This is a genomic window from Pseudoalteromonas rubra, from assembly GCF_005887115.1.
In the GTDB taxonomy this organism is placed as follows: domain Bacteria; phylum Pseudomonadota; class Gammaproteobacteria; order Enterobacterales; family Alteromonadaceae; genus Pseudoalteromonas; species Pseudoalteromonas rubra_F.
Genome location: NZ_PNCJ01000028.1, coordinates 1 through 15,298 on the forward strand (window position 1 = coordinate 1; position 15,298 = coordinate 15,298).

13 protein-coding genes are annotated in these 15,298 nt (G+C 43.7%); all 13 read right to left on the reverse strand.

Going from position 1 to position 15,298, the window contains the following annotated elements; translation table 11 throughout:
- Nucleotides 1-798 precede the first annotated feature (798 nt).
- Nucleotides 799-3,009 carry a peptidase domain-containing ABC transporter gene (locus tag CWB98_RS17600; RefSeq protein ID WP_138546051.1) on the reverse strand — a complete coding sequence of 737 codons (2,211 nt, stop codon included), beginning with the start codon at nt 3,007-3,009 and terminating at the stop codon, nt 799-801.
- Entirely contained in the window at nt 3,009-4,253 is a 1,245-nt protein-coding gene (locus CWB98_RS17605; protein ID WP_138546052.1) for an HlyD family secretion protein, read from the reverse strand. Before CWB98_RS17605 ends, CWB98_RS17600 begins: the two co-directional genes overlap by 1 nt.
- Nucleotides 4,254-4,255: 2 nt before the next feature.
- Nucleotides 4,256-4,597: a nuclear transport factor 2 family protein gene (locus tag CWB98_RS17610; RefSeq protein WP_138546053.1), complete on the reverse strand. Its 342-nt coding sequence runs from the start codon at nt 4,595-4,597 to the stop codon at nt 4,256-4,258.
- Between the two features lie 921 nt (nt 4,598-5,518).
- Nucleotides 5,519-6,094, reverse strand: a complete 576-nt coding sequence (locus tag CWB98_RS17615) for a hypothetical protein (protein ID WP_138546054.1) — start codon at nt 6,092-6,094, stop codon at nt 5,519-5,521.
- 28 nt (nt 6,095-6,122) lie between these two features.
- Nucleotides 6,123-6,269, reverse strand: coding sequence for a hypothetical protein (locus tag CWB98_RS24010; RefSeq protein WP_171045694.1), 147 nt, complete (start codon nt 6,267-6,269; stop codon nt 6,123-6,125).
- A 70-nt stretch (nt 6,270-6,339) separates the two neighbouring features.
- Nucleotides 6,340-6,492 (reverse strand): hypothetical protein, encoded by a 153-nt coding sequence (locus CWB98_RS24015; protein WP_171045695.1) that lies wholly within the window; start codon nt 6,490-6,492, stop codon nt 6,340-6,342.
- Between the two features lie 590 nt (nt 6,493-7,082).
- Nucleotides 7,083-9,233 (reverse strand): winged helix-turn-helix domain-containing protein, encoded by a 2,151-nt coding sequence (locus CWB98_RS17620; RefSeq protein ID WP_138546055.1) that lies wholly within the window; start codon nt 9,231-9,233, stop codon nt 7,083-7,085.
- A gap of 707 nt (nt 9,234-9,940) precedes the next feature.
- On the reverse strand, nt 9,941-10,357 hold the full coding sequence (locus tag CWB98_RS17625; RefSeq protein ID WP_125783170.1) for a F0F1 ATP synthase subunit epsilon: 417 nt from the start codon (nt 10,355-10,357) through the stop codon (nt 9,941-9,943).
- Between the two features lie 13 nt (nt 10,358-10,370).
- Nucleotides 10,371-11,756, reverse strand: a complete 1,386-nt coding sequence (gene atpD / locus CWB98_RS17630; protein WP_010384876.1) for a F0F1 ATP synthase subunit beta — start codon at nt 11,754-11,756, stop codon at nt 10,371-10,373.
- A 32-nt stretch (nt 11,757-11,788) separates the two neighbouring features.
- Nucleotides 11,789-12,649 (reverse strand): F0F1 ATP synthase subunit gamma, encoded by an 861-nt coding sequence (atpG, locus tag CWB98_RS17635; protein WP_054016188.1) that lies wholly within the window; start codon nt 12,647-12,649, stop codon nt 11,789-11,791.
- 52 nt (nt 12,650-12,701) lie between these two features.
- Nucleotides 12,702-14,243: a F0F1 ATP synthase subunit alpha gene (gene atpA, locus CWB98_RS17640; RefSeq protein WP_046004730.1), complete on the reverse strand. Its 1,542-nt coding sequence runs from the start codon at nt 14,241-14,243 to the stop codon at nt 12,702-12,704.
- Between the two features lie 14 nt (nt 14,244-14,257).
- A complete protein-coding gene (gene atpH, locus CWB98_RS17645) occupies nt 14,258-14,791 on the reverse strand; it encodes a F0F1 ATP synthase subunit delta (RefSeq protein WP_046004731.1) in 534 nt (177 codons plus the stop codon).
- A gap of 15 nt (nt 14,792-14,806) precedes the next feature.
- A complete protein-coding gene (gene atpF, locus CWB98_RS17650; RefSeq protein ID WP_046004732.1) occupies nt 14,807-15,277 on the reverse strand; it encodes a F0F1 ATP synthase subunit B in 471 nt (156 codons plus the stop codon).
- Nucleotides 15,278-15,298: the final 21 nt, after the last annotated feature.

Here is a 15,298-nt window from a genome sequence, read left to right on the forward strand (position 1 = left end):
AATACAGGTACCGCCCGCAACATAATTCGTTTCGTTTAGTTCTTTCATTTTTCTCTCTTTATATTTCTTTATTATTTAATTAAAAATTCAAATTAATTTTCAAGGAATAATTTTTTCTAATTCACGCAGTTCTTCTGCGCAGTGTTCACAATAACTTCCACCAAAAACAACCTGTAAATTATGTATTTCTTTCACTTTATCAGTTCCTAATTAAAGAAAAGTTCTGGATCACATGGTTCATCATATTCACGACCTGCCCCATTTACACTATTCAATTTACGTTCATCTAGTTCATTCATATTCATTTCCTTAACTAAGAATCACATTGAGCCAAACTGTGAATATCAAAACTAATTCCCGCCAACAACAATCACAATCAGCTCTTCGTGTTTTTAAAATTAATATTTTAAAAAACCTTAACCTGTAGTGACAAAACCTCAAACACCCAAAAATAAAAAGCAAATAAATACAAAAACTTAAAACTTAAAACTTAAAAATTTCTATTAAAATGTGCTTTAGCCACTATTTAAAAACTATAAACTTTATGGAGAGTCCTAAAGGTTAAAGTTAATTTAACTTTAGGAATTATAAATCTCGCAAACCTTATTACACTTTTTGATTTAAGCTTATCTCCGCCAAGATTTAAGCTTGATTTATAAGTTAACAGCGAATAATAAAATGTCAACTTAATTTTAAATTTATTTTCTTAAGAAAAAATTAAACAAGGTGGACACCATTAAAAGCACAGCAATATAAAACCGCATCCACCAAGCGCAAATATAAAAAAACAGAAATATACTAAACTAAATTAAAATTACCCTTATCACCTGTTTCAGTATATGGCTCACTATCAACACACAAGGATATATCTACGGGCTTAGGCCGCCTCAGACTAATATCAGGCTTATCTACCGCAACAGCCTGCCCATACCTCAACTCGATGACTCGGTCTGCACTGGCGATGGTTTCGGGCCTGTGTGCTATGATTATTCGCGTAATGTCGAGATTCTTCACAGCTTCATTCACTGAGAACTCGAGTTTGGTATCCAGATTACTGGTAGCTTCGTCCATAAACAGAATTTTGGGTTTTCGATATAGTGCCCTGGCCAACAATAATCGCTGTATCTGCCCTCCTGACAGGGCTGCCCCCATATCCCCGACTAAGGTGTTGTAACCCATGGTCATTGACATTATGTCTTTGTCAATCGCGGCAATCTGTGCTGCCCACTCCACCTTTTGCATATCTAACTCGGGATCAAAAAAGGAGATGTTATCAGCGATGGATCCCGACAGTAGCTGGTCATCCTGCATCACAGCAGCAATCTGAGAGCGATATTTTGATAGGCCTATCTGTCTGATGTCAGTGCCATCAATCTGCACTTTTCCTGCTTCAGGTTCAAACAGCCCTAGCATAATTTTAGCAAGTGTCGTTTTGCCACAGCCTGATGGCCCGACAATTGCTATAGATTCCCCAGCTTTGATGGTCAGATTGAGGTTCTTGAATACCGGCGCTTCTTTACTGTTATAACGATATGTCACATCCTGAAGCTTAAGCTCACCACTGATCTCCCCACTGCTGGTTTTACTTTGCATATCACCTTCTTTTTCCGTCAGTGAAATGTCAGCAAGTCGGTTGAAGTGTAAACTTAACATTTTAAATTCGATGAGTTTTTCAATCAGTGACGCCATTTTTTCTACAAATTGTCGTTTGTACGCCATAAAGGCAAACAGCATACCGACGGTCAGATCTCCATCCATAACCAGCAACGCGGCAAAATACACCACCAAGACATTTTCAAAGCCAAAGATCACCTTATTAATTGCTTCATAGCCAATGTTTAAGTGCCCAACGCGAATACCTGCGTTGAGACTGTCCGCATACTTGTTATGCCAAACACTTTGTCTTTGCACTTCCCTGCCAAATAGTTTAATGGTTTGAATACCTCGCACAGTCTCCATAAAGTTGGACTGCTCTTTAGCCTGATTAACAATTACTTCTTCAGACATACGACGTAATGGACGATACATCGCGATTCGAATGCAGGCATAAACGGTGATCGCCACTAAGACGACAATGCTTAACTTCGGGCTATAAAGAAAAATCATGATCAAGGTTGCAATGGCCATTACGCCATCAATCAGGGCTTCGATAACTCCCTTCGTCAACAGATCTTTGACCTGTTGCAAAGAGCCAAAGCGCGAGACCACATCACCGATATGGCGCTTTTCAAAATATTGCAAAGGTAACCGGATCAGATGATGAAATAAGTTAGCCCCTAGCTGAATACTCATCAGATTACCAAAATGCAGCAGTAACACACTTCGTACCGCTCCTGTAACCATTTCTATCAGCATCAATAAGCCAAATCCCACAGCTAAAATCGCTAACAAGTTCTGATCAAAACTGAGAATGACCTCATCGACTACTAGTTGCATATAATACGGGCTGGCAATGGCAAAGGCCTGTAACAGCAGAGACAATACAAACACTTTTCCCAAAGTGGATTTAAGACCCGTCACCTTGCTCCAGAAGTCTGAAAGCTTGAGGTTGACTCGAGTATCTTCCGACTTAAACTCTTCCGTTGGACTCAGCTCCAGTGCCACACCCGTGAAGTGTTTTGAGAATTCATCCATAGCGTATTTGCGATGGCCCAAACCCGGGTCATGTATTTCAACACCATGCTTTGTCACTTTTTTAAGAACAACAAAGTGATTCATATCCCAGTGCAAAATGCAGGGCGTTTTTAATTGCGGCAGATGCTCCAAGTCTAATCGCAGTGCCCGGGAGCTTAAATTAAGCTTGTCTGCAATTTGCATCAGCTCTTCAAGGTTTGCCCCTTTCAATGAAATTTCATGGGTCTGACGTAATGTTGTCAGATCAGTTTTGTATCCGTGAAAAGCAGCAACCATGGCGAGACTGGCAAGTCCGCATTCAGCCGCCTCGGTTTGCAAAATAACAGGCAACCGTTTGGCACCGCTAAATCGGAGTAAGTGCATAGGATTTTCCATTAGATTGCTCCTTTGATGCTGTAAAGAGGTTCAAATAACCATTCAAATAAAGTCCGTTTGTCGACCATAATGTCGGCTTCCAGCAGCATGCCTGCCTGTAATGGAACTGATGCACCATACGCCTTAGCATGTTGTTCTTTTAGTGATACCACCACTTGATAAGCTGGCTCTCGTAAAACCACAGGCAGACTTGTTTCATTAGGTAGCAAGATTGATTTGGAAACACTCGAAATTGTACCTTCGTAGATACCAAATCGGGCGTACGGAAACGCTTGATAACGGATCCTTGTATTCTGACCTTCCTGCACAAAACCAAATGCCCGGGACGGTACCAGCAGCACAGCTTCCAATGCGGCATTTTGAGGTAATACCGTCATCAGCGGACTGGTACTTTTGGCAATCATGCCTGGTTTCACCATGAGACTGCTCACCCGGCCACTTCTGTGGCTCCTTACGTCATAGCTTTGCTGGGCACTGGCTTGAGTGATCTGTTGATTAATATTCGCCAGTTGACTCCTTAACTGTGCTTCAGTTTCTTGCAGTGTTAATGGCAACTGCTGGCGTTCAAGACGCAGCTGGCTGAGTGATTCCTGCTGGCTGAGTACACGCCCTTCCAGATCTTCTGCTTGTTGTTGTAATACCAACATGGCATCTCGAACACTCTCCACATCTGACTGGGAAACAAAATCTTTTTTGATCAGCGCTTGTGTATCTCGATAACGCTTTTCACTGAGCTCGACACGCTGAGTTAACAGTGCGTGCTGCTTTTTTGCTTGCTCGAGCTGGAAGGTCATATTGGTGATCTGAGAGTCTAATTTTTCCTTACTAACTTTTGCCAGTTGCGCCTGATTCTCAATATTTTTCTTGATCAGGTCTTTTTGTTTAATAAGTTCCGCTAAAATGGCCTCGTTCATATCACTACCCGATGTCAGGATCCGTTCCATCCTCACTCGCGCTAGCAACTGACCTTTTTCAACTTCCTGTCCTTCCTCTACAAAAACTTCGTCAATCACACCCTGGCCTAGCGGATAGACTTTACTGAGGCCATCCGTAGGCCTCAGGTACCCTGCAACGATTTCTTTTCTGTGATATTCGCCGACTACCAGATAGGTGAGACCAATCACAACCGTCAGCAGAATAACCAATAAGATCCAGTTAAATGACATGTGTGTTGCAATGGATACCTCTCCATCCAACTTTTGCCCTTGATGCTCAATGGCCTCTTTTCTAAATAAACCAGACATAGTTACCCAGCCTCACCAGGAAAGTTTGCAGTCGAAAAGATCCGCCATTGGCCCGCTTCTTTGGCCAGCGAATGAATATTCTCGGAACGTTTCTCGAGGTTTTGCCCGTCTTTTTCACCCTGAATCGTCATCTCGTCCCGCACTATCAACAGATCATCACGCTTAGCCAGCAACTCAACATGAGTCAACGTCATTTGAAAATCCAGCTGTTTACGCATAGTTTCAAATTGTGACTTGGCGCCAGCCATAACCGCTGAACCTGCGTGATAAAACGCGTCCAGATCATCGAGATTGCCCGAACAAATGATTTCGTAATAACGCTCAAAGAACTCTCTTAATGTCATCGGGTATCGCTCCATTTAATTCTTATTTGGAATTCAGTGCCGCCATTTACAGAGGAAGGCGCTGTTTGTGTGACACCCATAATGCGGTACCCAAAAGTAGAATTCAAACTTAGCAAAAATCAAATATAACGATTAAAATCAACATTTTAAAACGGATAATTATTGGGATATAAGCGACTACTTCGAGTATCATTGTATTTTTAATCGGGTTTAAAGGTCAGCATGTGGATAGCAGGCAGTTAGAAGATCTTGATTCTGCTCGAGTCGATAATGCGGCACTCAATGTAGCCTGGTGTTTTATTTTTGGAGCAACGTGCTTAACCAGAGCCAGGACATAAATACTATGTAAGCTTGTGACTCCGTTGCCTGTAACCTTAACGCCAATTAATGATTCTATAACCCTGAAAAAAAGATAAAAAGCTAACTTTACTGTGCGTCAATGCTGCGCCCGATTCATTTAATCAGCCTAAAATGGCGCCACACACCAGGCTAATCCGACAGTACAAAATACGACAAAAGCAAACACCGATTAGTTGGCTACAGCAAAACAGAAAAGGCCATTTTGACAGGGGAGTATAGCCATAAGGACACCCCACAAAGAACACACAAACAAGCTAATCACTCCCGAAGAACAAGTTCAGGCAAAGGCGTTTATAGCTGATAGAAAAGGAATTATGACTTAACTTTGGCAGACTAATTAATCAATTGGAGTTTTATATCAGGCATATCATGAGCCACACATAGCGCCGGGGGAAAGCGTTACGATAGGTGGCTTGAGGTTTTCGTTGCAGGACTCAGAGTTGTTGGGTTGGTTCAATAATACGAAATCAAGCATTGTATTTTTAAAATATCCACTGTAGTATGAAATTTCCTTATTACATCTGCATTTCTCGCATATGTATGCCCGAGGCACCGCCATGCTTAGGGCAATTTCTTTAATACCTCATTTTTTGTTAGTAAATCCACACACTGTTCTTTATCAGTGAAAAGCGTTGTGCTTTTGGCGCCCTTGAACGTATCACTGACTTTAGTGACATATTCATTGAGTTGCAGTGTGATGAACAGCATACTTTTACTTTCATAGCTCACTTTAACTTTAAATGCCTGCCCGGCATCACAAAGCCACAGTACATTTGGCGTGTTGTTAATCGCGTTGGCAGGCTCAAAGGTCCCTAACAAAGTAGGACTGAGCAGTTTAGCAAGTAAATCTCCTTTCGAGACCAGAGGTCCTCTAGTCAGCTCAGTGACAATCCCCTCAGAATCAGCCACAACCTGTTTAGTATGGTTGTGTGTAGAGTCTTGGTAACTAATCACAGGCTCCCCTTTCAAAACAAGTTCACCCTGTTTTACTAAATGCCGCAATGCCTTTCCGCTTGAGGTGGCAAAATGATACTGCTGACCAGGGGTACTGATCATCAATTTGCCAGCGAGACTTTGGGGCAATGCCGATGTCGGTAACAAGGCAAACACCCCTATTGATAGTAATTTAAACTTCATCCATGCCCTTATATTTAACTAGATGTAATTAGTCTGTTACTGGTGATACACTGGTTTTGGTAATCAGTGAATACTGTAGATATTGTCCTCCGGCCACTTCTTTTGTGTGTCCTGTAGTCAGTACATTTTTTTCAGATAGGCTTTTAAGTTCTTTTTTATTCACTTTGAATTTCATATCCACTCTCCCAGAGTTGAGTAATTTAAAAAGTTGCTTATATTTATTGTGTCTGAACTTGTTGCTATTGCTATGGACAAGGCAAAACACTTGTCTTGGTAATCAATGAATATTGTAATGAATCATCATTCGCGCCTGCAGCAATATGCTTTGTACGCTCTGCACTCAATACTTGTTTCCCACACAGACTTTTCAATTCTTTTTTCTTTACTTTGAATCCCATTTTGATTCTCCCAGAGCCAGGCCGTTTATGGAGGCCAATTTATATTTATATTTATTAGTGCCCGTCTCAAAGTAGTTCTGCTTGTGAGTAGGCTTATACTGTGTTGATGATTAAACTGTACCCCAAGGATAATGATATGAGAAGTTATCAAAGCTTATCTGAATGCCATAACCTTCAAGATTAAGACATTGTTATATATGCATTTATTTTACATATCCACGAATGATAAGAACTTGCTCACCATAAGCTGAACAGAAACTTATATAAGGGATGTACTCTCTTGACAACTTCCCTTAGCTCATCCTGCATTAGAATCCATAGATAACATGCACGGATCCCTCCAGAGCATACTTAACTAAACACTCAGAAAAGCCACTGGCTTGCCAAATATGGAATTGCTCGGCTGAAAGATAAAGTTCTTTAGTGAGGAGGCTGTGGCATCGTAAGTACGAGACAGATACAGAGTCGATTGATAGGGTAAATTTAGTCACAATTCAAATAGTGGGTATTACTTTAGATGTTTAAGTGCTGAAGCAGTAACAGCACAACCAGATTATGTTGTGATTATGCTGTTACTATAGAGGGCAAGATTACAAAGGACTGGGAGAAGAATCAGCATGTAACTGAAGCAGGTGATTGCTTGATTCTTCAAACGTGGTAAAAACCAATGATTGACGATCTTCAGCATAGCGCATGGAAAAAGCGGTTTTACCATTGAGCTCCATGAGCAACTCCCGCTCATTATCAATGATCCGATAAACCTGTTTTCCATTTGAGTAATATAAATTGCCTCCACCAAGCGCCAGTAAGTGCCCATAGGTGCTTTCAGGCAATTGTAACCCTTTGCTTATGACACCCGAAGTAAGGTCAAAATAATTCAGTGCACTGGTGTTAGAGCGATAAACAAGCCGGTTGTCGCTGAGCTGTGTAAACCAAACCGCATCTTCTATAGGCAACTTTCTCGACTGCTCAGTTTCCAGAGAATAAATGTAGACTTCATTCTTCTTTTGATTCTCGTCAACCACGACATAGCCTATGTCACCGTTTAATAGGAACTCAGCAGATAAAATCGTATTTTCTGTTTCAATTAGGTGAGTCTGAGTATAGCTGTTGTCAAATACCAATACTTTGTTCGCTGAGCGTAATATTGTCTGCCCAGAACCAGCATCGTAGTTAACAGATGGAAAACTGTCGTACGGACTACCAATGGTTGAAATAATGCTTGGCTCACCAGCATCAGATACCGTCTTTAGCACCCATTTCTCGTGCTCTAAAGCCAGATAATGCACTTTTTCATTTTTGATAAAACCAGAAAACTTAATATCTTCACTAAGCAGAGTCGGGCTTAGCCCTTTTTGTACCAAGTCAAACTCATAGATATCATGTTTATACGGGTAGCTTACTGCAATCATCTGCTCTTTTGATAGTGGAAAAGGGCTTGCATAGTTTCCGCTATCAACAAACTGCACTTTATTGGTCAAGCGTGAATCATCTAAAGAAAACTCGAACAATTGGTTTGTTGCATTGCAAAACCACCTTAAAGTGTTGGATTCACCTTCATAGCTCACAGCCCAGATGGGGGTTTTCGATTCATACAGTTTTGTTTGGTAGCTACCCTCAAGATCTGTCATATATAACTCATGGGCATCATATTGACGACGAGTAAAAAAGACGGTTTCGTTAGAAGGTTCGAAAAGCAGAAATAAGTCCCCATACGAGTTTAAATTTGGAGAAGTTAACTGAAATTCTTCACCCGTTTCTAAGTTATAGTTCATCAGAACAGACAGCTGATCGCGCCCTCGATAGTTGAATTTTGAGTAAACAAACGAGTCTCCACCTGCACCTGCACCGAACTCAATAGAGCTTGTACAGTCAAATAAATAGCGGTTGTTACTCGTAAAATCCCGGTCGACCACCCAAATTTCACATTTGTCTTCTTCTGTCAGACGGTAGAAAAGCTTAGACGAATCGACTGACCAGCCTAAAGGGTAATAATCAATGCCTAAATCACCGGTTTTTCTCTCAAGTCCGGTCTTCAGATTTTTCACCACTAAGCTTTGGTGAGACAAGCCTTCTGGAACAAATGAAAAGGCGACAAACTCCTTATTGGGAGATACCCTGGATTCCATATACCGTCCTGGCATCCATGACAACAGCTCTTCTGTATATTTCACTTGCTCTAAGGTGGCAGACTGAGCATTCGGCGCATCCGAGTTCAGGTTAAAGGTAGGCGATAAGAACCCTACACCCGCCACAACCATCACCAGAGCAATCAGAAAAGAAGCTGTGCGCAGCCCGTTAAATTTAAAAGTGGCCTTTTCTGGTGCCTTCTGCTGTGGTGTGACCTTAGGTTGCACCTTTGCGACAGGGGTTACACTGGCCTGTGGAATAATATCCTGATAGATAATCTCAGGATCAAGGAAAAAACTATAACCCTTACGGTAATGTGTCTTAACAACCAAGCCTCTTTGTTTATCTGACTTGAGTACTTTGCGTAACTCGGACATTGCTCGGTTAATGGCATTGTTATCCACATAATTTTGACACCAGACATCGTTTACCAAATCGTCGCGAGTAATAATCTGGTCATTATTCAAAATTAAGTAGCAGAGGATTTTAAATAATAGCGGTTCAAGCTCTCTGGTAACGTCACCGTCAGTGATGGTTTGTCGTTTCGGATCTAATGTCCAGGCCCCAAATTTGACTTCTTTCACAGCCCTTGAAAAATTCACTTCATTCATATTTTAACTGCTTTATATCAGTCTCTTGTATTTTTCGCTTGCGCGAAGTCAGTTATTAAAGCGTGTAAAAATCGCGTCAAAGTTACTCACCATACTGAATCGTTCTCTTGGTAGGCGTTTCATTTAGTGGTAAAACGCAGGCAACACACATTGTCTTAAAACAACATACCAGAACCCAGTAACAGCAATTCGCTATTTGCAATATTAAAGCAAAATATTAAAGAGTTAAACACTCTGTTTCATTGAAAGGCGCACGACCATTGTACCCCTAATAAAAACAATAGAAAACCTTGGTTCAGCTCTCGCTTCCATACTTATTACTTTACAGATAGAAGCCCTAAAGTCATCTAATTTAATAGCAACACTTCGTATTCAGGTGTTCAAAGTACTTTGTACCAATTTGCTTAATTAAGCGTTCTATTTTGAAGTGAGAAAATGAGGTCGATAACACCACTCTCGCGTCCGTGTCTTGCTATCGCTGAGGCACCTACATCTGTGTAGGCGAAGCAAAAGTTTGCGAACTATGCCTTAGGTAAAGGTTCTAAATGAGAAATTTTTAACACCATTAGCGTCATATTTGCTCCGTCAAATTGGACTGGTATTAAGTGAAATTGGTATTACCTAGTGAATGCTTCTTTGAACTGTAAATTTCGGGCATAAAAAAACCCACGCGATGCGTGGGTTTTTTAAACCAGATAGGTGGCTGCTTATTTGCGCAGCTGGCGTAGAAGACGTAGCTGGGCAAGGGCTTCTTCAAGCTGCATCGCTGCTTGCTGGTAATCCAGCTCGCCTGCGGTGCCTGAAGCCAGTTGCGCCTGCGCTTCACGTTTAGCTTCTTCAGCAGCTTGCTCGTCAAGCTCATCGGCACGGATCGCAACGTCAGCAAGGACAGTTACGGTCTGTGGTTGAACTTCCAGCGTACCGCCTGCAACATAGATAAACTCTTCAGTTTTGTCTTCTGTTACTAAACGTACCATACCAGGTTTTAGGCCAGTCAGCAGTGGCGCGTGACCCGGGTGAATACCCAGCTCACCTTCACTACCTGTCACTTGGATCGCAGTCACGTCACCAGAGTACAGACTCTTTTCAGCGCTTACTACGTCAAGGCGTACTGTCATTGCCATAACAACCCCCTAATTACATGTTTTTGGCTTTTTCGATCGCTTCGTCGATTGAGCCAACCATGTAGAAAGCCTGCTCTGGCATGTCATCGTATTCACCGTTTAAGATGCCTTTGAAGCCAGAGATAGTGTCTTTCAGTGAAACGTATTTACCAGGAGCACCTGTGAATACCTCAGCAACGAAGAACGGCTGAGACAGGAAACGCTGGATTTTACGTGCACGAGATACAACTTGCTTATCTTCGTCAGATAGCTCGTCCATACCTAGGATCGCGATGATGTCTTTCAGCTCTTTATAACGCTGAAGTACAGTCTGAACGCCACGTGCAGTCTCGTAGTGCTCGTTACCGATGACTAGCGGGTCAAGCTGACGAGAAGTTGAATCCAGTGGGTCTACCGCAGGGTAGATACCAAGAGATGCGATGTCACGTGAAAGTACAACCGTTGCGTCAAGGTGCGCAAACGTCGTTGCTGGTGACGGGTCAGTCAAGTCATCCGCAGGTACGTATACGGCCTGAATTGACGTGATTGAACCAGTCTTAGTTGACGCGATACGCTCCTGTAGTACACCCATCTCTTCTGCAAGAGTTGGCTGGTAACCTACCGCTGAAGGCATACGGCCCAGTAGTGCAGATACCTCAGTACCCGCCAGCGTGTAACGGTAGATGTTATCTACGAAGAACAGTACGTCACGACCTTCGTCACGGAACTTCTCTGCCATAGTCAGACCAGTCAGAGCAACACGCAGACGGTTACCCGGTGGCTCGTTCATCTGACCGTATACTAGCGATACTTTGTCTAGTACGTTTGAGTCGTTCATCTCATGGTAGAAGTCATTACCCTCACGAGTACGCTCACCAACACCGGCGAATACAGAGTAACCGCTGTGTTCGATTGCGATGTTACGGATAAGTTCCATCATGTTTACGGTTTTACCTACACCGGCACCACCGAACAGACCAACTTTACCACCCTTCGCGAACGGACATACAAGGTCGATTACCTTGATACCTGTTTCAAGTAGCTCAACTGAGCTGCTTTGCTCTTCGTATGAAGGTGCAGCGCGGTGGATTGACCAACGCTCTTCTTCACCGATTGGGCCGGCTTCATCAATTGCGTCACCCAGTACGTTCATGATACGACCAAGTGTTGCTGTACCAACTGGCACCTTAATTGGCTCAGCTGTACCTTCTACTGAAGTACCACGGCGCAGACCGTCAGTACTACCTAGTGCGATACCACGTACCACACCGCCACCTAGCTGCTGTTGCACTTCTAGTGTCAAACCAGCCAGGTCGCCTTCTGTAACTTTTAGTGCGTCATATACGGCTGGCACGTTGTCTTGTGGGAACTCGATGTCCACAACGGCGCCGATAATTTGGACGACCTTACCTAAACTCATGTCTATTCCTCTCGTTAAACTTTGCCGAAGCGTTACACGGCAGCTGAACCAGATACAATCTCACTGATCTCTTGTGTGATTGCAGCCTGACGCGCCTTGTTGTATACCAGCTGTAACTCATCAATCAGGCCACCTGCGTTATCTGTTGCGGCTTTCATCGCAACCATACGGGCAGCTTGCTCAGAGGCAGCATTCTCAACTACACCTTGGTAAACCTGAGACTCAATAAAGCGCACTAGTAGTGTCTCTAGAATCGCCTCTGGGTTTGGCTCATATAAGTAATCCCAAGCGTGAGCTGATACTTCTTCTTCAGCTTTTGGCAAAGGTAATAACTGATCGATAACAGGCTCTTGCTTCATTGTGTTGACAAAGTTGTTGTACACAACGAATAAGCGATCAATTTTGCCTTCTTCGTATGCTTTTAGCATCACAGATACAGGACCGATTACGTCCTGAACAGAAGGCGCATCTCCTAACCCGGCTTTTTTGGCTTCAAGCTCACCGCCAAAACGTTTAAAGAAACCGGCAGCTTTGCCACCCAGTGTTGCAAATGTTGCATCAACACCCTTTTCTTTCCACGCTTTAACGTCTTTCGCTACACGCTTAAACTCGTTTGAGTTCAAGCCGCCACAAAGACCACGGTCAGTAGAGATAACAATGTAACCTACTCGCTTCACCTCACGTTCGATTAAGAACGGGTGTTGGAAGTCAAGGTTAGCCTGAGCAATACGACCGATCACTTTGCGTAAGTTTTCAGCGTATGGGCGGCTGGACGCGACGCGTTCCTGTGCCTTCTTCATTTTAGAAGCGGCAACCATCTCCATTGCGCTGGTGATCTTTTGAGTATTCTTGATACTCCCGATCTTGCTTTTTATCTCTTTTCCGCTGGCCATGACTCTTTCTCCGAATCTGGGTGAGTAGCTAACTACTCACCTTCATAACACATTACCAAGTTTGCGTAGACTTGAACTTCTCAAGAAGTTCTTTCAGCTGCGCTTCGATCTCGGCGTTGTAGTTACCAGTTTCATTGATTTGAGTCATTAGCGCTGCGTATTCGCTTTTCGCGAATGCGATAAGGCTTGCTTCAAAATCAAGTACTTTGTTGATTTCGATGTCTTTCAGGTAGCCTTTCTCAACAGCGAATAGAGACAGAGACATGTCAGCAACAGACATTGGTGCGTACTGTTTCTGCTTCATTAGCTCTGTTACGCGCTCACCGTGCTCAAGCTGGGCACGTGTTGCATCGTCAAGGTCAGAAGCGAACTGAGAGAACGCCGCTAGTTCACGGTACTGAGCTAGCGCTAGACGGATACCACCACCTAGTTTCTTAACGATTTTAGTTTGCGCTGCACCACCTACACGAGATACCGAGATACCAGCGTTAACCGCTGGACGGATACCTGCGTTGAACAAGTCAGTTTCTAGGAAGATCTGACCGTCGGTGATTGAGATAACGTTGGTAGGTACGAATGCAGAAACGTCACCACCTTGAGTTTCAATGATTGGCAATGCCGTCAATGAACCTGTTTGACCTTTCACTTCACCGTTAGTGTATTTCTCAACGTAATCAGCGTTAACACGTGATGCACGCTCTAGCAGACGTGAGTGAAGGTAGAATACGTCACCTGGGTAAGCTTCACGGCCCGGCGGACGCTTAAGTAGTAGTGAGATCTGACGGTAAGCAACAGCTTGCTTAGACAGGTCATCATATACGATTAGCGCGTCTTCACCACGGTCACGGAAGTATTCACCCATAGTACAACCAGAGAACGGAGCCAGGAATTGCAGTGCAGCAGACTCAGAGGCTGAAGCAACAACAACAATGGTGTTCTCAAGCGCGCCGTGCTCTTCTAGTTTACGTACTACGTTAGCAATGGTAGAGGCTTTTTGACCAACCGCAACGTACACACACTTAACGCCTGTGTCTTTTTGGTTGATGATAGCATCGATAGCCAGTGCTGTTTTACCAGTCTGACGGTCACCGATCACTAGCTCACGCTGACCACGACCAACTGGGATCATAGAGTCGATAGACTTATAACCAGTTTGTACTGGCTCGTCTACTGATTGACGCTCGATTACGCCCGGTGCGATTTTTTCAACTGGCTCAAAACCATCGTTGTCTACCGCGCCTTTACCGTCAATCGGCTCACCTAGTGTGTTTACAACACGACCTAGCAGACCACGGCCTACTGGTACTTCAAGGATACGACCTGTTGATTTAACTTTTACGCCTTCTTTAAGGTCAGCGTATGGACCCATTACTACCGCACCTACTGAGTCGCGCTCAAGGTTCAATGCGATAGCATAACGGTTGCCAGGAAGCTCGATCATCTCACCCTGCATACAGTCAGCAAGACCGTGGATGCGGATGATACCGTCGGTAACAGATACGATAGTACCTTCGTTACGCGCTTCACTTACAACTTCAAACTGCTCAATGCGTTGCTTGATCAGTGCAGAAATTTCTGTGGAATTAAGTTGCATGCTCTTTTTCCCAATTACGATTGTAGCGTCGTCACAAGACGATCTAACTTGCCGCGAATAGACCCGTCGATAACGGTATCGCCGGCTTTAATGACCAGACCACTTACGATGGTTTCGTCGATGCTACAATTCAGCTTAACTTTGCGTGCGAAACGTTTCTCAAGTGCCGCGACCAATTTTGCTTGCGCATCTTCGGCAAGCGCTGCTGCTGAAACGACGTTAACGTCGATTTCTTTGTCATAGTCTGCTTTTAATTCAGCAAACAAGTCTGCAACAGCTGGCATGGCGGCTAAACGCTCATTTTCGGCCATCAGCTTGATAAGGTTTTGGCCTTGTTCGTTGAGTTGCTCAGCGCATAGCTTGATGAATACATCAGACTGCTCTGCTTCAGTGGCAATGCCACCTAACAGCGCCTGAACCTGTTCATCGCGGGCCACCTGGCCTGCGAAGAACAGCATTTCATTCCAAGCTTCAACTGTGCCTTTCTCAACGGCAAGTTCAAAAGCCGCTTTAGCGTATGGGCGAGCGATAGTAGTCAATTCAGACATGCTCATACCCTCTACTTAAAGCTCAGCGACAAGTTTTTCAACGATGTCACTGTGTGCGGCTTGGTCGATTTCACGCTCTAAAATCTTCTCTGCACCAACCACAGCCAGAGTCGCTACTTGTTGACGTAGCTCTTCTTTCACGCGGTTGCGCTCAGATTCGATCTCAGAGTGTCCCTGAGCAATGATTTTCTCACGCTCTTGCTGACCACGAGTTGTCTCTTCGTCAACAATCAGCGTTGCACGCTTTTTAGCTTGTTCGATGATCTCACTAGCCTGAGTTTTCGCTTCTTTCAGTTCTTCAGCCGCTTTTTCGCGCGCTAGCTCAAGATCTTTTTCAGCTTTGTCAGAGGCAGCTAATCCATCTTCGATTTTCTTCTGGCGAGCTTCAATCGCACCATTTAGTGGTGGCCATACGAACTTCATACAGAACCATACGAAGACCACAAATGCGATTAATTCACCTATTAGAGTGGCGTTTAAGTTCACGACCGCTCCTCCTTACTTGAC